Annotated in this window: 18 protein-coding genes; 5 read left to right on the top strand and 13 right to left on the bottom strand. The window is 51.3% G+C overall.

Going from position 1 to position 16,856, the window contains the following annotated elements:
• Positions 1-3 precede the first annotated feature (3 nt).
• The 4 genes from ACEWFR_RS09680 to ACEWFR_RS09665 all read right to left on the bottom strand — a co-directional run bounded on the left by ACEWFR_RS09680 (position 4) and on the right by ACEWFR_RS09665 (position 3,283).
• Entirely contained in the window at positions 4-207 is a 204-nt protein-coding gene (locus ACEWFR_RS09680) for a hypothetical protein (protein ID WP_374060828.1), read from the bottom strand.
• Positions 208-489: 282 nt separating this feature from the next.
• A complete protein-coding gene (locus ACEWFR_RS09675) occupies positions 490-1,377 on the bottom strand; it encodes a hypothetical protein (protein WP_374060827.1) in 888 nt (295 codons plus the stop codon).
• On the bottom strand, positions 1,377-2,312 hold the full coding sequence (locus ACEWFR_RS09670) for a hypothetical protein (protein WP_374060826.1): 936 nt from the start codon (positions 2,310-2,312) through the stop codon (positions 1,377-1,379). The genes ACEWFR_RS09675 and ACEWFR_RS09670 overlap by 1 nt, the downstream gene beginning before the upstream one ends.
• 371 nt (positions 2,313-2,683) lie before the next feature.
• The gene (locus ACEWFR_RS09665) at positions 2,684-3,283 is read right to left on the bottom strand and encodes a hypothetical protein (RefSeq protein ID WP_374060825.1); all 600 of its coding nucleotides are present in this window, start codon (positions 3,281-3,283) and stop codon (positions 2,684-2,686) included.
• 276 nt (positions 3,284-3,559) lie between these two features.
• On the opposite strand from ACEWFR_RS09665, the gene ACEWFR_RS09660 reads away from it, so the two are divergent.
• On the top strand, positions 3,560-3,883 hold the full coding sequence (locus ACEWFR_RS09660) for a hypothetical protein (protein ID WP_374060824.1): 324 nt from the start codon (positions 3,560-3,562) through the stop codon (positions 3,881-3,883).
• Between the two features lie 475 nt (positions 3,884-4,358).
• Positions 4,359-4,652 (top strand): hypothetical protein, encoded by a 294-nt coding sequence (locus ACEWFR_RS09655; RefSeq protein WP_374060823.1) that lies wholly within the window; start codon positions 4,359-4,361, stop codon positions 4,650-4,652.
• 22 nt (positions 4,653-4,674) lie between these two features.
• On the opposite strand, the gene ACEWFR_RS09650 is transcribed toward ACEWFR_RS09655, so the two are convergent.
• The 4 genes from ACEWFR_RS09650 to ACEWFR_RS09635 form a co-directional block, all read right to left on the bottom strand.
• A complete protein-coding gene (locus ACEWFR_RS09650; protein ID WP_374060822.1) occupies positions 4,675-4,947 on the bottom strand; it encodes a hypothetical protein in 273 nt (90 codons plus the stop codon).
• Between the two features lie 81 nt (positions 4,948-5,028).
• Entirely contained in the window at positions 5,029-6,153 is a 1,125-nt protein-coding gene (locus ACEWFR_RS09645; protein WP_374060821.1) for a hypothetical protein, read from the bottom strand.
• Positions 6,154-6,156: 3 nt separating this feature from the next.
• Entirely contained in the window at positions 6,157-7,254 is a 1,098-nt protein-coding gene (locus ACEWFR_RS09640; RefSeq protein WP_374060820.1) for a hypothetical protein, read from the bottom strand.
• Between the two features lie 92 nt (positions 7,255-7,346).
• Positions 7,347-8,207, bottom strand: coding sequence for an IS5 family transposase (locus ACEWFR_RS09635; protein ID WP_374060819.1), 861 nt, complete (start codon positions 8,205-8,207; stop codon positions 7,347-7,349).
• Positions 8,208-8,506: 299 nt separating this feature from the next.
• Here ACEWFR_RS09635 and ACEWFR_RS09630 point away from each other — a divergent pair, with 299 nt between their 5' ends.
• Positions 8,507-8,803: a hypothetical protein gene (locus ACEWFR_RS09630; RefSeq protein ID WP_374060818.1), complete on the top strand. Its 297-nt coding sequence runs from the start codon at positions 8,507-8,509 to the stop codon at positions 8,801-8,803.
• A gap of 101 nt (positions 8,804-8,904) precedes the next feature.
• Here the strand turns inward: ACEWFR_RS09630 and ACEWFR_RS09625 are convergent, their stop codons facing one another.
• A complete protein-coding gene (locus ACEWFR_RS09625) occupies positions 8,905-9,546 on the bottom strand; it encodes a hypothetical protein (RefSeq protein WP_374060817.1) in 642 nt (213 codons plus the stop codon).
• 154 nt (positions 9,547-9,700) lie between these two features.
• Between ACEWFR_RS09625 and ACEWFR_RS09620 the strand changes: the two genes are divergently transcribed.
• Entirely contained in the window at positions 9,701-10,444 is a 744-nt protein-coding gene (locus ACEWFR_RS09620; protein WP_374060816.1) for a recombinase family protein, read from the top strand.
• A gap of 317 nt (positions 10,445-10,761) precedes the next feature.
• A complete protein-coding gene (locus ACEWFR_RS09615) occupies positions 10,762-12,255 on the top strand; it encodes a hypothetical protein (RefSeq protein WP_374060815.1) in 1,494 nt (497 codons plus the stop codon).
• 177 nt (positions 12,256-12,432) lie between these two features.
• Here ACEWFR_RS09615 and ACEWFR_RS09610 read toward each other — a convergent pair whose 3' ends face one another.
• From ACEWFR_RS09610 to ACEWFR_RS09595, 4 genes are all read right to left on the bottom strand, one after another.
• Positions 12,433-13,455: an exonuclease SbcCD subunit D gene (locus ACEWFR_RS09610; RefSeq protein WP_374060814.1), complete on the bottom strand. Its 1,023-nt coding sequence runs from the start codon at positions 13,453-13,455 to the stop codon at positions 12,433-12,435.
• A gap of 115 nt (positions 13,456-13,570) precedes the next feature.
• The gene (locus tag ACEWFR_RS09605) at positions 13,571-15,409 is read right to left on the bottom strand and encodes a DUF262 domain-containing protein (RefSeq protein WP_374060813.1); all 1,839 of its coding nucleotides are present in this window, start codon (positions 15,407-15,409) and stop codon (positions 13,571-13,573) included.
• Between the two features lie 796 nt (positions 15,410-16,205).
• Positions 16,206-16,613, bottom strand: coding sequence for a hypothetical protein (locus ACEWFR_RS09600; protein ID WP_374060812.1), 408 nt, complete (start codon positions 16,611-16,613; stop codon positions 16,206-16,208).
• A 71-nt stretch (positions 16,614-16,684) separates the two neighbouring features.
• On the bottom strand, positions 16,685-16,852 hold the full coding sequence (locus tag ACEWFR_RS09595; RefSeq protein WP_374060811.1) for a DUF1931 domain-containing protein: 168 nt from the start codon (positions 16,850-16,852) through the stop codon (positions 16,685-16,687).
• Positions 16,853-16,856 lie beyond the last annotated feature (4 nt).

Raw genomic sequence — 16,856 nt, 5'->3', positions numbered from 1 at the left:
GTATTAGGCGGGAGTCACGATAAGGAATTGTTCAGTGTCCTTGCTGTCGATGAGTGCATGGGCAACTTCTTTCGCATCCACTACATCGACCTCAATGTCTTCACCGATGGCCAAATCAAGCTTATCCAATTCGGCACCGGAGACGTTGATTCGTCCCGACCGGCCTGTGTTTCGACCGATTTGTTTTCTGGCCATCGTCAGTTCCATGAGAAATATCGCTGACCCCATATAGTCTTTACTTAGACTATGTGGTGTACCTCACGGTAACCAGTGTATGGAATCTCCCCTCAGAAGCCGGCTCAGGGCCTACAAAACACGGGGAACACCCGTGTTCTTCTACCCTTTGCAAGACAAGGGAACACCTTGCTCACTAACAGTCTCATTCACCTTACCTCTATAAAATGGTGGCTATGCGCATATGTCGTGAAGCAACCTTTTCCAGATTTTTGGCCACGCCCGAAGACGATCCTACGGCGATAGAGAGCGTGATTATTCGAAATCGATTGTCGCAACCATTGGTAGTGTTGTCGTCAAAGCCTGTTGCCAGACCCATGACGGTACGTCAGATTCAGACGCAAGTGCATTGACGAACGATTGAGCAACGACGTCTCTCTGTCGAGGAAGGAGCATCGGCACAAGAACTTCGTCCCAAACTCGCTGGAAACTGTCGTTTGTCGCCACAAACTCATTGTACACGTCAATCGGAGCAGACTCTCGATGTCTTCTCTCAGCACCTTCCCTAGATTCGAACAATCGAAGCTCGACGATATCACGATAACCTGCCTCGAGTGCATCCAGTTGCTCTGACCGAAGGCGCTGAACAGGTTTACGGCCATCTCGAAAGTCATCACGTCGTTGTTGTTCTATTGCGTCATGCAGGATTTGATGGGTGGGTGTGAGGGGAGTGAACGTGACTTCTGTGCCGAAGTCAATAATGACGGCCTCGGCTTCAAACGTCGATGCATATCGTTCACAGATCAGGTAGTAGTACTCACAGCCATTGTAGGACGTCCGTCGCAGCGAGTACCATCTCGGGTTTGAGTGCGATGTAGTGGTACTTCCGTACTCTACAGATGGCCCGCGTCCTCGAAGATCGTGGCGGAGAATCTGTTCTGCCAACTGCTTCTGCCGTTGGTCGAATTCATTCTCTTTGTTCGCCTGAGAAGAAGGCGATGGGCTAGCCGAATCTTCTCGTTGCCGTTTTTCGTTCGCTTCGGCAATTTCTGGATGCTTGGGGCTTCTGTCCTTCTGGAATTTTAGCGGATCTCGATCTGCGTCAGTCTGTTTATTCAGCAGATTGCTGAATGTGATGGGGTCATCGCTGTTGTATTTCCCCGGTGTTTCGTCTGCATCACTCGTCGTTGGATTTTCGACCATCAGTTATCGGCCCCAACCCATGTGATGCCGCCCGGATCGACTGGCTCGTAAATATAGGGGACGTTCTCCTTCAAGAGTGCCCTGAGATTGTCGATTGAGTATACCTCCGTGACGATTTCTGATTCCAAGCGCGGTATACTACCATCCGGATGGTTCCAGACACGGCGGAGTCGATCCATGGCATCGGGTTTGCCAGTTCTCCGCTTCGACCATCCCGGAATTCCGTCTGGTCGTGTGATAAGGTGCTGGTCAAGCGTGTTCAGGAGGTCGTTGAGTTGGGGTTTTGCGTAGACAATCCAGTCTGTATCACCGGGTACCAGCGCCATGGCTTCTGCGTCACGGACGACCCCCGTGGACTCGACTGGATGTCGTTCGGCTTCGGCAGTAGCTGTGATGCTACCGTTGGTGTCGTAGGCAACGATGTCGAGACGTCGATTGGCCACACTGCTATCGACGTCAGTCAAGTCACCAAGCCGAACATAGGTTCGGACATCCTCATACCCCCTGACGTGACGGTAGAAAAGCTCTCCAGCGCGTACGAAATACCGATGGACGATCGACTCGTTTGGATCGCCGTGTTGGTCACGGGAGTCACTCGTTTGCGCATGTGGCCCTGCGTTCCTTTTGACTCGCTCGTAGCCACGGATATACGTGAAATCCAGGAACTCTTTTGATGTACTACCAAGATCCCAGAGCGTTCGTCTGGCGATCTGCTGTTTAGTTTTTCGAGTCCATCGATCCATAATCGTCGGGGGCTTGATAACCTCCAGCGCCTCCATTTGTTCAAGTAGTCGCCGTGAAACGAACTGATTGAGGTGATGATGTCCGGCGATGAGGTCAAAGGTTACATCTCCAATGGTGGTTTTGTCGTGTGCCATTTGCTCCGCAATCGACTCGACAAAAAAGACAGCACAAGCCGTCTGTGCGTCGTCCATATTGTGAGCGTCACAGTATTGGACAAATCCAGCTAGATCATCCCAAACGGCCTCGCAACGCTCCTCATCTTTTATCTCATGATGGAGATGATTTGCGTCTTCGGGCTTACTCGATCCTTGATTTGAATAGTGGTTTGACATTATTTATTAATTTCTTTTAATATGTGGGTGAGTAAAACACTTCCCTACCAACAGTGGTTGGTCAGAAGGCGTTCGAGTCCCTCTCAACCAAGGGCTGAAATTTCAACCCTTATTTGCCGTTTCAGTCGGGTTTCAGTCCCATCAAAATGCTATTCCAGAATATTTCAGTCCTACAAAAATACCCCTACCATGCAGAGAATCAAAGAACAAAACAGGTTTCTGAACCAAAGTCAGGGTCGTCCAGCGACCGGAGAAATGCGACTGAGTTCGTCGTCTTTGAGACGTTGACTCAACTCTGACCAAGACCAAGGTGACGTTTGGGGCAAGGTCTGTTGGCCATCGCTTCCATGCCAGCTCACGTAGAGTGCTTCTCTATCCAAGAACCGGTAAATGGTAAATCGCTGACCGTCGATCTTGAAGATTCCGTGGTTAAAACACTGGGCTGACCGAGCGTAGGTAGGGACGTAGAGTTCATTACAACTCATCTTGGGGGATTGCATCTCAAACTCGTCCCACGTAATTGGTGAACCCAATCTGAGTTCGCCTTCGGGGAGAGAAGCAACACCGAGGGATGGTGGTGCTGACATGTATTTCGATAATGCGGCCTCGGCTTCCCTGCGTTTGTTAGCTGCATCTACTTGATACACCCAGTACACCGCGAAGCCAAACCGGAGATGTCGTCTCGTAGCATCAACCACGTCTTTATCAGAACGGTTAGTCTGGACTTCGATAACAAATCGTTCTGGGACATTAGAAGGTGATTTGGAGAGTTTACACCTGATATCTCCAATCAAGTCTTCAGTCTTCCTCTCGTCATCGATCTCCCCCACATACGCAGAGTTGGAATGTAAGCGGTCAATCAGTGCAGCTTTGATCGCCCAGTGTTGGTGTGACTCATTTTTCCGCTCAGTTCTCTGATCCAGACGTATCGATGGGTCAATCTCTACCCAATCTTGCATTGAATAGCCTCTGAGAGTCGATTCCTCATAGTTAGACCTCCTTCAAACAAATATTTGATATATTTGGGGCTTCCCAAAAGGTGTTTAGTCAAATCAAATACAAGGTGCGTGAGTTCGATTCCGACAATACGCAGTTGGTCGAACGATATGATGCAAAAGTCGATAGAACATGTGATGATCGAGATTGTAGCGTATCATGACCCGATTGACTATCACCGTCTGCAACGATTAGTCGGCGAGCGCTTGGATGGTGAATACGATACTGAGAGACATCGCAGTGCGCTTAAAAATTTAAAGCAGCTTGACATGATTGCACAACCAGGATTGGCACACGAGTTCATCCATATCACGAGTGCAGGTTGGAAACACATTGGTGGCGAAACATCCCGACATCAGGAAGATATCAAGGTGGGTGATGTACCAGTATGTCCAGTGTGCGAGGCGGATGAGCTGGCCGAAAATCGTTGGTAAACCCTGGTCTCCGCTTAATACGGGCTGTTGAGCAGACGCGCTCAGGGGAAGTGATGCGTCTGCTTGAACGCCTGAAAGACACAGTATCGCAACAGAACACAACCAATTCAACGACAGCACACGTTCCACCCAGCGACGTCTACGCTCTTCTCTCGAATGAACGGCGGCGGCTCATCATCGAATATCTCGGAACCATGGAAGAGTCATCGACCGACGCCGGAGAAATTAGTGACCACCTCGCTACACTGGGCGACGATCGGACATCTGCGTACGTGTCCTGCACCCAGCAGCATCTCCCCCGCCTTTCCCAGTCGGGTTCTATCCAGTACTCTCAGCAGTCCAAGCAGGTCAAACCTCGCCCCGAACTGTTCACAATCTACGAAGCGCATCAAGCGGTCGAGAGCATACTCGATTAACGAATGTGTAGACAAATCGGCCCAGCGGGATTTAACGGCCTAAGTCATGTAGATCGGATATGGATAGACTCGACGAACTAAAAGCCAAAATTCGCAACCTCCACGAACAAGGGGAGATCAGCGACAAAGCCGCTCATGAACTCCTCGACGACAAGGATGAGCGAGATCTTGATGAGGAAGTTGAGAAGATCATCGAAGAATCCATTCAGATGGGCGACCGGGGAGCGCCCAGCCCGCCAGAAGGGCAATTATGCGAACGGGGAGGCTGCGATGAAGACGCAGTCAGGGGCCCGGGTGACGAATGGCTATGCGAGGGTCATCAAAGTGAATTCTTTGCGGCGTGGCACGGCTAACTCCGGTGTTGCTTAGTAGAGTTTAGGGACGGTCGAATCCCATCACGCGTGCTTCAGGTGAGTATTTACTGTCTGTGCCGAAGTGAGCACTAACTGGCTCGAATCCAGCGTCAGATAACTGGCGAAGAACTTCAGACGGAATGAGTACTTCTTCGTGTTCAAGGTCGTCAGGTTCCACGATAACATCGATTCGTTTGTTTTCATAATCATACCGAGAGACATGGGCGATGTCGTCCCTGTGTCGGAGGGCGTCAATAACGTATCCCGCGATTTTCTCAGGGGTAGGATCAGTCACGTATCCATATTTGATGCTCGGAGGATAACGGTTGGTATCCCCTTTAGAGTGTTCCAACGTTCTCTACCAGACTGGTAGTTACTACGACGTTTCTTCAGAACCGTTCTCTGGAATATCCAATCCGAATTCGTTGAGCTGCTTTTGTCTGCCCAACTCAGCAGTAATTCGCTCCTCACACTCCTTACGGAGATCATCCTTCATACCCTCGACTCGCCAGTCAATCCACTTGTCCTCGAGTACCTGTTCCAGATCGTCTTTGGCCGTATAGTTCGTCACCAGCTTCAAATCAGCACGCTCATCGTCCCACTCAGCCAGGAAATTGATGTGTTTACCAGCCTCTATCAGGTCATCAACGATACCCGACACACGTTCCTCAGTGTAGTTCAACGAACTATTCGAGACATACGTCTCGACATCCGTCCGGTCAACACATGGATGTCGCCCCTCCACCCGACGAGCCTGCACCACGACCCGTAGCTGATCTACAATAATCGCGGTTGGTAAGACATCAGCCTGCCCGAGACTAGTCGTTACCCGGTCTAATTGACCGTTCAACGCCGACACATCGTGTGTATGTCGCCGGTCAAGTTCCTGAAGCATCGCATCCGGATCGTCAGCCTCCAAGTTGTCCGGGAACGACGTCGGGCGAGCCTGTCGAATCCACAACTCGTCGTGATAGGCATCCACAACCCAGGTAACGAACTCGGCTCCTTCCTCGATAATTGCCTTCGCAATCTTGTCGCCATGGTTGACGTACGTCGAAACCACGAACTCTATGTGGTCAATCTCGCCCCCTATGTACTCCTTTTCGATGTACTCCTTGTGATCTTCAGCAATCTCCTTACGTTCCTCAAGCTGATTCACCACGGTTTCGGCGCTCGCCGGGATAGAGGACTTCGCCTCACCGAAAATCACGCTCCCATCCAGATTCCACAGTAGGAAATCGAAGTTGGGAATGCCGAGTTCTTCCAGCGGCTCCGCAGTGAAGAACTTGTAGCCAGCTGGGCGTTCTTGGACAAACGGGAATATGGAGTAACTGATTAGCTTCCGGTGTTGGCGCTGAACACCGATTTCCTCACGCAGGTCTTCGCGCTTAGATTGCTCAGGGAAGCTATCCAGCTTGTGCTCGATACATTTGCCGTAAAGCCCGCGATACTTCGTTTCTTGACCCTCAGAAACCGATTCAGGAGGGTCAACATTCGTCATGCGTTAGGCTGCTGATTGGGATTCGTACAGTCGCATCTCGGCGCCACCATCCAACAACTGTATCACGGCCAGATAGAACTCAACAAGAGACGGGAACGAGCAGTCGTGTTTCGGCACGATGCGCATCGATTCCTCGGTCGCACTTACGTTGAACAGGGAGCCTCGGTTCTCGTCAGTGACTTGTGCGGAGAAGTCGAGCGACCCTGCCTGCTTAGTGACGTCTGTGAAGCTGAAGTTCAGGTCATCACTGTTCTTCGTGCCCCTGATGAAATTCTCGGCTTGCATCAACGACACTTGTTGATCAAAATCTATCTCACCAGAACTCACCTCCGGCACTTGCACTTTCAAGTTTCCCGGCACCACCTCCCGCTTCTCGAACTTGATCTGGTTCGCCACATCCAGCAATTCGAGAACGTTCACCACGACCTCACTCAGTAGGTCGAATAGGATGTTGAAGCTCTCCTTGTTGACCGTCTCGAGGGTGAACTTCCCGGACGTGTCGATTCGGATTGAGACGTTCTCGTGCTCGTACTGTATGCGAGTTGGGACAACACCGTATTCGTCGCGGAACTCATCGAGTCTTTCCCGGCCATCGACGCCTTTGTATTCGATTTCCCGGTCAACGTCTGGTCGCGTTCGAGCGTCAGCAAGGCTCGGAACGCGCTTCGAGTTGAACTCGGAAATCCGCATGTCGTCGTAGGTGCTGAGGACGATCTCGTTCATCGTCTGGAAGTCCTCAGTCATGATTGGCATCGGTGACAAGCAATCGCTGTGCTCCGAGACCGGGCGGAGAGCCTGTCGAATCGCTTCCTCTGTTTCGGCAGTCAACACCATCTGAAGGTCGTCCTTGTACTGCCCGAGGTAGAATTTCGCTGGCTGTTCCGCACCCTTCCTGTTTCGGTACTCGCCGACGAACTTCGTAATGCCGCCGAGTTCCTCGGTCTCGTAGTGTTGGTCGAGATAGTCTCGCCACCCGTCGTCAGAGAGGTAGAGGAAGGATTTGATGCGTTGGCCATGGTACCCGTCGAGGACACGCTCTGGCGAGTCGAAAATCACTCGGCAGAATTCTTTGAGAGTGTATTGTCCTTCAGGTATGTGCATTTGGGCACCTCCGACAGCGTTGTGTGTTGAATGTGCTACACCAGACCGTATATTAGTTCCCCATTCAGAGGGCCTTGTTTAGACGCGTGAATTCACGGTTGTGAGTGGCTGACGCTCAGTTCGATGTTTCTCACGGCGCATTTCAGCACGAGTTCGCGGAACTGACCGAACCAGGTTCGCGCACGAACGATCTCGCCGTATTTGCGCCGCAGCGCGAAGAAGGTCGATTCGACGTTCGAGCGTTGATGGTAGATCGTATCATCTTGCAATAAGTTGTTCGCGACACCGTTCCAGCCGAATTCACGGTGCTTAATCACTGGTTTGACGCCTTCAGCCCGCAATCTTTGGCGAAGGAGCCACCAGTCGTATCCTTTGTCGGCGGTAAGAATGTTCAGTTTGTCGAGGTTGCGTTTCACCATCTGCCAGCCGATCTTCGAATCGTGCGGTTGTTTCATCGAGCAATGTATATCGAGAATCGCACCAGTCTTGCAGTCGATCAGCGCCGTGGTTTTCACCGCCTCGAACGTGTAGTTCGTCCGTTTTGCGTAGTGTTGGCTGGCAGCGACGCGATCCATGCCGGTTGCGTCGATCGCCTGTACGTCGCCGGTGTCGTGCAATTCCGCTGACAGCCGTAGCAGGACGCGCCAGATCCGCATTTCTAGGTCTTGTTTGCGCGTACAGACGGTCGTGAAATCGGGTAGCTCATCCACCGCTAGGTTGAGTTTAGCAACGATACCGTGCATCTCGTGGAGCACGTCCAGCAGCCGCCGATACGTGTGATTAAGGTACTCGCGGAGGCCGTGAATGGCGATGATCACCCAATCTGCGTAGCCGCCGTCACCGTCTTGGAGTGCTGGAGCGGGCTCGCCGACGACGGCTTTTTGAGCAAGCGAGACAACGCGGTCAGTGAAGCGGGCGAGTTTGCTAGGCACAAACCCGTCTTCCCGCTTCACTTCCTAGTAAGTTCGACATTTAGACGCTCTTACTAGCGTCTAAACACGCCCCATTCAGAGTGAAAGTGGAAATTCGACGTGAAAGTGCGGTACACTTGCCCGAATCGAGAGAATATCCGTAATCATCTGTTCGAGCGTGTGTCACAGGTTCAAATAAGGTGTGCTACACAGATTTACATTACTGCCGATACATCTTCAGAAGTACAATGTTCGAATGGCTATGGGCCATTATCGACCTCGTCCAACGGAGAACCGCGTCGTTCCTTGGCTGGTGTCGAGACCCCTGGAGCGGCAGTCGAATGACTCGACCCGTCTCCCGAGACTACACCAGCACCGGAGAATCACTCATATACATCATCGCCCATCGAACAGGATCAGCAATCTACAGCGTACTCTACGTACTCATCTTCGATGGGTTAGCAACAGCGGCGAAATTCGGAATCGGGGTGCTTAGCGACCTCTGGCATTCCGATTACAAATACGGACGATACGCCGCAGGGCTGGCAGCCTCCGGAATCAAGGTTACTGTCTCCGGATTCATTGCAGGTATCATATTGGTCGCAACGTTGGCGAAAACACTGATCTTCAAGAAGTAAGTCTGCTACTCGATCCCGGCCTCATCCATCATCTCGACCGCGAGATGGTATAGTTCCTTCTCGAGATGATTTCAACCGGAAGGTGTCGCCATCAGAGCGATTCAATCCTCGCCGCGAATCCGATTGTAGACCATCGGGAGGGCAATCAACACGATCGCAGAAATAACAGGGCTCACTCTCCCATCAGCAACGTTCCTCGCTACAATTTCTCCCTGTACGTAATCACCAGTCACGAGCAACTGAATCCCGACAGCGATAACGAACAGCACTAACGTGACGTTCGTGTTGACGCTGGAGAGTGCTTTAGCCCGATAATTGGCTGGCATACCATCATCGTCAGTCGCCTCTTCCAGCTCGGCGGCCATCATCGCTGGTGACCGGAGGGAAGAGACAAACCCGTTGATTGTTGCGAGAGCGATGAACAAGACGCTGTAAACTCCCGGATTGAGAGCGTGTAGAAGGTCGAAACCACCGATGAGTACAGCGGCCCAAGCAAACATTTTGAACTTGGGTTCTCGTTCGTATGCTTGGAACAGGGAGATCTCGGCGAGAATTTTGGAGCGGTCATCGACGTCGTATCGTGATTCCGTTTCGACATACTTCTCGAGGAGAGGGAGAATCCATCGAATCCCTATTCGGCCCTTTGTGGAGATGTCGAACTGATCGTAGAGGTTTTCCCGGAGATCTTCCTCAGATACTGCTTCCAGGTCGGGTTCCTCTCGTTCCTCTACTCCTTCTTGCACGGTGAACTGTCTCTCCTTTCGTCTTATAAACTCTAGTCTGGGATCGTGTATGGTAGAGACTGCTGGAGATGGTAACGGACGGTCGGTCGTTTACAAGGTGTAAGCGACCCGTCGTAGTATTTATACTAGGGTGGATGTAAGCTACAACTACAAAATGACTAGCAATCTAGACGAAGTGGCGGTCTACATCCGCAGATCGAAAGAAGAACAACAAGACGAACACCAACGCGACGACATCCGCAACTGGCTGCATCGACACGACCTCGAAATTGGTGACGTCGGACTCTACCCCGAACACGGGAGTGGATCTAACTCCGAGCGCAGCGAGTTCCGCCAACTCATCGACGACATCGAGAACGGCGACTACACCGACGTGGTTGTCTGGGAGATTAGCCGAATCGCACGTAAAGGCCTTCTCGCCCAGGAGTTCTTCGACGCTTGCGAAGACGCGAATGCGGTCATTCACATCACCAACGGCAGTGTCCGCGAAGTCCGCCCCGACGGTACTGGACGTATGGTCGCCGGGATCATCGCCGAGGTCGCCGCTGAAGAACGCCGCAACTTGATTCGTCGCACGCAGTCTGGCCTCCGGCGAGCACGCAAGGAAGGCAAGTGGCTTGGAGAAGTCCCCGCGGGGTTCGTTCGAGACGATGGGTATCTGAAGCCGAACCTTGACCCAGACTACGAGGCTGGCGAATCGGGCTTCCTTGACCTCGTCGAAGCTCTCGAAGCTATCGACGAGGGAGACAGCTACAACCAGACTGCACAACGCACCCCGAACGTCACCCGGCAAACACTATCGAACATCGATCAAGACCCGGAACGAATGTCATGGTATCTCGATGCAGACGCAGATGATGCTCGAGTGCAGGAAGCGCTGAATTCTCTTTCGGACTAGCCGGTCGAGCGGCGGTCGATGACATTGTCTTTTCTACAAATAGCGGGAATATCGACACACAGATGTGTCTACCTTGGATTCTGAGCATATTTATCCCACCTTCAGACTCGACAAACACTGCTCCGTGACGCGTTTCCTGCCTTCTATGACACGGCTCAATCCTTACATACCGGAGACGCAACAAGGAAATCTACGAACTATCCATCAACTGGCAAGGTATCCGTGAAAGATCTAGAGCCTGAGTTCGACGTTTGGTGAAACCAGTGAACTACTCGCTAAACACTTTCACAGTTCAGTAACAATCATCAAGATGATCTATGGCCTGGGATTTCCTTCAAATCCAGCAGGACAGCACTCTCAGCTGTAGCCAGAAGCTGGACAAGATCCAGAATCTGATCCAAAATATCGGACATCCATCACCTGGAGGCCTCCATTACGTATCCGATATCTTCGAGGACTGCATCCAGCAGGAACACGCAAAATCCCTGGAAACCGCCTACCTGATCTCAGAAGAGACTAATATACTGGCCAGCTCCGATCTCGGACGTGGACTCGAGGCTATAGGAATCCACGATATCAACACAGTCAACCAGTTTACCAAACAGAAAATAAAGGGCCAAGACCTCAAGAAAGCACACTATTTGGCGCCTCTCATTCCACACCTCTACAGAGGCCAAGAAAACGAAATGGCCAGCCAGATGCGGGACTGGTACAATACCTACAACTACTTCTTTTTCCGAGCTATGGAAACCACGCTGAAATGCTTCCTAGAGGAAAGTTCCGGTCACGGAGCCCAGGACTTTAGCAACGAACTCGACACTATCATGGACAAACTTGAGGATATAGCACAGACACAGAGCCTTGACCCAGCCAACGCCTACCAAGACAAGAACTACAAGATCGTCAAAGTCTCTATTCTACTCAACGATCTGGAATGGAATTCGAAGAACACCGTTGACTGGAAGGAAGTTCAATCGAACCTATCCCAGTACCCTCAACTTGAGTCACTTCTAAGCTTCAACAACGATCCAATTTCCGATCTTCAAAAGCAGAACACACATCCACTGACCAAGCTACTAATACTGGACAAGAGCAATGAACTCGCCTATTATGATCACTGTCTAGAACTGATAGAGCCTGGAAAAGGCCAAAGCAGCGATCCAAATGCCGATCTCAGAGATGATCTCCTAAAGAGAGTGGAGTACGAAAGCACTATTGCTGAAATAGAGGTATTCAATGCGCTCCGGAGAGAGTTCGGAATTAACGACGTAGCTATTGAAGAATCTGCCCCCAATGCAGGGAAGCCTGACGCCAAGATTACTTTCGGAGGAGAAACCATCTGGGTAGAAGTCACACTCCCCAGACCACAGCCCTCCTACGAAATTGCCCGGCATTACTCAGCCTCGATGAATCCTCAGGAAAGTGGCGCTAGAACAACCGTCACAAATAAACTCCGTAAACAGATCCGGGAAGTGAAGGAAGAGACTGGTGATCGGACTATGCTTGTGATAAAGAACGAGGAATCGAAGGTTGATGACGAAATTATCGGAGACTACGTCCAAGGCGTCACTGCAATCGGAATACCAGACGACGACCCTAATGCCGATCCCATTCTCCTAACGGCTGACTCTGGCCTCCAGTACGACAACGTACCCGACCACCTGGACATCCTCGTAAACTTCAGCATGCTCAAAGACCTCAGCAGTCCTCCCTACATCGAAGGCCAGGTAGCTAATCTGACTGATGTAGATCCACCCATCATCGGCCAGCTGGTTGACGCCTTCAACGCAGACGAACTTACACCACCATAAAAGCTTGAAAGAATCCAAGGTCTGAGACTGAGTGACGATCCACTGCCAGTTTCTCAGAAAAACCGTCTGCAAGATACGCACTCTCTATTCAGCACGGCTACTGAAACCTATCACCGACCAAGGGTTCAACAGAGCCACAAAAAATATCTGGAGAGCAGGATTTCAAAAGAGGCGAGATTACAGGAATTCTCTTTTTGAGGAAACTTTCTTCCCCTGTACGCTGATTAGCTCGACGCTGGGGAGGAGGTCATCTTTGGTTTCACCCACTCGTGTAGTTGCCCCTCCAGATAGTCCCCTGGACTCACCATGATGATGCTCCGAACGAGAATGAGTATGGCCAGTGATAACAAGATCAAGTGGAATATTGGAAGAGTCCAGAAGTCGGTTTAGTGAACAATCGGGGCTGCCACTTGCTGTAAATGGAGCTATAGACTGATGGAGACAGAGCACCGTTGCTATATCCTCTGGTGCACGTTCAAGGTCAAGAACGAAATCAGTCCAATCAGACTGGTGATCGACCCCGTAGAATGCTACTGCGTCCCCGATTACTTCGTAACGAGAGCCCAAATGTACAACAAGACCATCATCGGAAAACCGTTCCATGATCCGTCGGCCAGCTTGTCGTTCGTGGTTTCCATAGATGAAGTAGAACGGAATTCCATGTTCCGCTAACTCGGTCAAGATTCTACGACACACAGCAATATCCTCTTCTTCGATTCCACTCCCTGGGTTGTGGAATAGGTCTCCTCCATGGACGACTGCATCTACGTCTTTTTGAATCGCATATTCTATTGCACCACGGAGTCCCTCTTCCGGGTTTACTGACCAAGACAGTCCACCATAGCTGTGGGTTGTCTTTCCCAGGTGACTGTCGGTCAGAAATAGTATGTCCGAAGAGTTTCCACTTTGAGATGTTCCAAGCTTTTCGATTTTGAGAGAAGAGGTACCGTGAAGGACTTTTCCAGAAGGCCACGAATTTACTGAAACACCGCTTAATCGATACCAGCAACCAATCTCCCAATCAAAGCTCCTGCCCTCCTCTGATTTCTCCCAAACAACGAACGGGAATCGCGTTCCATTGGAATCCTCCAAGCTCAACTCAAAAGCGCGATTCTCCTTTTCTGCGAGAGAGCAATCACGAACACGAACATCAATTTCGTGTTGGGTATTCTCCTCGAGATCCTCGTATAGCGTCTCCACAGAGAAACTCGACCGTACACGGTGATAAATCGGATTGGTTACCTTATCAGATGGAGTGATAACCCTCTCACCGCTCCAAACAGCAACAAGGCAGGTAGAGAGATTTGTTTCTGGCTTACTTATCCCAGTAATCGGCATCTGGCTCCGGCCAGACTTCGCTCGCTCGTTCCGAAAGCCACTCCCCACGCTCTGCTATTGTTTCCTCGTTCCATTCGTCTGGCCAACTTGTGACAAGGTGCTTATTCAAACGTAGAACTGTGTGGTCTTGAATCGCATCGCGCTTATCATCCCATGCTGAATTGGATATCGACGGATTCAGCTTATCAGTGAGGATTGTGAGATTCCCTACCCTATCCTTCGCATCGTCACGCTCCATATGTTCTACTTCAGCAGGCCGTTCACCGGGGAGCGACCAATGTGCAGACCACTTCTGAGGGAGGATGTGTTCAATCTCCAAGTCCTGGGTAAACTCTAGAGTTTCGCTGTATCCAGTGTCACGTAACTCCCGTTCAATAGCTGCGAACACCATCTTGAGCCGTCGTTGATTGATGACTGCCCAGTACTCCAGATTCACCATCGAATCAGTCAACTTCTCATCGCTGGGCCAATAATCGCTTTCGCCCTCTTTGCTGCGGAAGAACTCGACGACAGTATCTCCGACACGCCCATCGTCGCTCGTTTTGAGTTCGTCTAGAAGCTCGATGAAGATTTTATTGTAGTTCTTTGAGGTCAATCGTGACAGCATCCGACGCATCAACCAACTCTCGATAGCTTCAATGGCTTTCACTCGTTGGGGCTTTGGGACGCTTTCTTCACCGAAAATCCAGAGGAGAACCGGATATGGTGTCGTCGTATCGAGCACGTCCAATCGGCGGAAGAAGATTCCTTCTCGGGAGCCCCGATCCGGTTCAGAGATAGTTTCGTAAATGGATGCGTAGTAGTCGATGTCCTTTACAATCTCCTCAACGGACTGGTCAGACCTGTCCAAATACTTCCGAAATGCTGGGAATAGCTTCTTTGCACGTACTTGCTGGCTCATCTGCATCGTGAGCCAGTGCATGATGAACACATCTATCCTTGGACGATCCAAGCGGCCCTGAGAGACATCTACCCGCCATTCGTCCTCGTCGAACTGCTTCCAGTACTGGTCGTGCAGTTCGCCGGGATCGTTGTGTTGGAGCGTCGCCTCTCGAAAGAGGTAGTTCTTAATCAGATCTGCGGCGAGCAACGGTGTCCCACGCGCATTCAACGTCTCGAAAATCACTTGCGCGTCGTCGCTCGATTCAAGATCGATTACGACGACACGCAGAAGGTGCCACATCGTCGTGACGAGCGCATCAAGATGTTCTTCGGTGGACTCGTCACCTGATTCCGCCCACTCCCTGATCTCGTCACTGAAATACTGGAAACACTCTTCCAGGTTTTCGTCATCATCAAGTTCTGTATGATCCGACTCCGGGTCTGAGAACGTCATCACGTCGATGAACGCATCCTGATCAGCTTCGATTGGCCAGACTTTCAACCGGTCAGTCTCGGTGGAGGTCAGATCCTTGTCGTTGAACATCAGTTTCTCCACCAAGGATGCGGGCTCCTTATGACCGAGATCAGTCGCCACGGAGTGTACCGCAGACAGGAGCACTTGGAGCGTAATGAGGCGCTGTTGACCGTCGATGATCTCTCGCGTCTCTAGTTTTTGTGTTGGCGTTGATTGCTGGTCGAGAACGATGGCCCCCAAGAAGTGTGGAGACGTGTTTTGTTGGGCTTCTTGGCGTTCAATACTGGTATCTGCCCCTGCTTGTCGATCCATCAGTTCGTCCACAACGAGCTGGAGATCCTCCCAAAGGGGCTGCCAATGTTCGTCCTCTTTCCATACGTAGGGGCGCTGAAACCGAGGGACGACGTACCGCGTGTCTTTTCGAAAGATATCCTTCAGATCGAGGGTATCCGCTTTCATTGATGATTTACCATTCCGGAGACTTCCGTATAAGTCGTTCCCACGGGCGTATTTTTCCGAGACCATCGCACCAGCCGAGACGAGACACCCCTCGTTGTGAGTGGTCGAAATTCCTCCTTGCTCCATCACAGTGACGAGTCGCACGTCGCTTGTTCGCCGCCCGGTCAGCTCCTTGGGAGCACATCGGCTCCAGTAGAGATCATGAGCTTAGGCGGTACAGCAGGAGAGATCTGGGGCAGTCAACAACCGCCGCTACAGTCTACGTACCAAGTAGCAGTCACATCAAAACTCAGACAAACACACACAGAGTGTCACTTCCAGTCTGAGCGTTCTGAAAGGGGGTGGAGGGAGACCCAGGATGGTTTTCACCTGCAAAGACCTTATTACAAACCACAACTGACCATTACCGTAGTGGGTAGAAACAAGCGTTAATTACGCGGTGCGGTGCGTAGGTTGTTGTTGTTTGATGGCCTGAGAAAACCTGCGGTACCCCTGCCCCCTTCTGAAATTTCGCAGACTGGAACTGATACACTGTGTGTGTTACGTGACTCCCAGACAACATATCAAAAATAGATGATATTATAACAGTAACCAGACTTCTCACCCATCCAGAGGAAATGTATCGGAGCAATATTGCATTCCGGACGTAGAATCTTGACGACGATGAATACTTTCCAATAGATGAAGCAGCGGAGGTACTGTCCGAACTCTATGACCGTTGCGAACCTCTCCTATACGCTTGCGGATCTTTCACAACGGGCTTCCAGCCATCAGTCGGGACATACAAGAACGAGGTTCAATCTTCACGCGGATCGCCGACCGGCACATCACCATACTCTGGACAGGAAACCCATCCTTGACCGAAGGCTCCGCCCAATCCTTCGTCGGGACGCCACTCATGTTTTTCACTACAATTCGGGCATTCCACAAGGGGTGGGTCTTTGACGAGAGCCTCTCCGCCGATATAATGATTGCCCTGGTAGGCGTCGCAATGTTGACAGAGGTTCCCCCACACCTCTTTTTCGAGCGTGTTGCTGTACACGCGTTCAACCGGCGTGTCGTACTCGGCCAATACGCCGCCAATTGGTGTATCGAGATGGTCGTCCCGGGGCCACACGACAGGGGTTTGCTCGCCGCACTGCCAGCACTCTGTCCGCCACGTCAGCAGTTTTTCACGGTCAACTGGGAGATCATCGGGCAACACGACTTCAGAACCTACTCGAGAATGGGATTTGACTCTTTGCGTCCTCCGATCGAACGATCGTCGTTGGCAAATTAGATATCGCGGGGCTGGACGGTCTTGCGGTCGTTAGCTTCGGCACGACGTGCGGCGTCCTCCAGCAACTCCGTGACCTCTCCATCAAGGGCCTCGTAAAAGTCGGCTGCCACGTTCATCTCGTTGAGCGATTCCTTCACGGTGGACTTGACAATCAGGTCTGCCATACAG

The sequence above is a fragment of the Natrinema sp. H-ect4 genome (assembly GCF_041894845.1).
Classification (GTDB): Archaea; Halobacteriota; Halobacteria; order Halobacteriales; family Natrialbaceae; genus Natrinema.
This window is presented reverse-complemented; position numbering and strand designations above follow the sequence as displayed.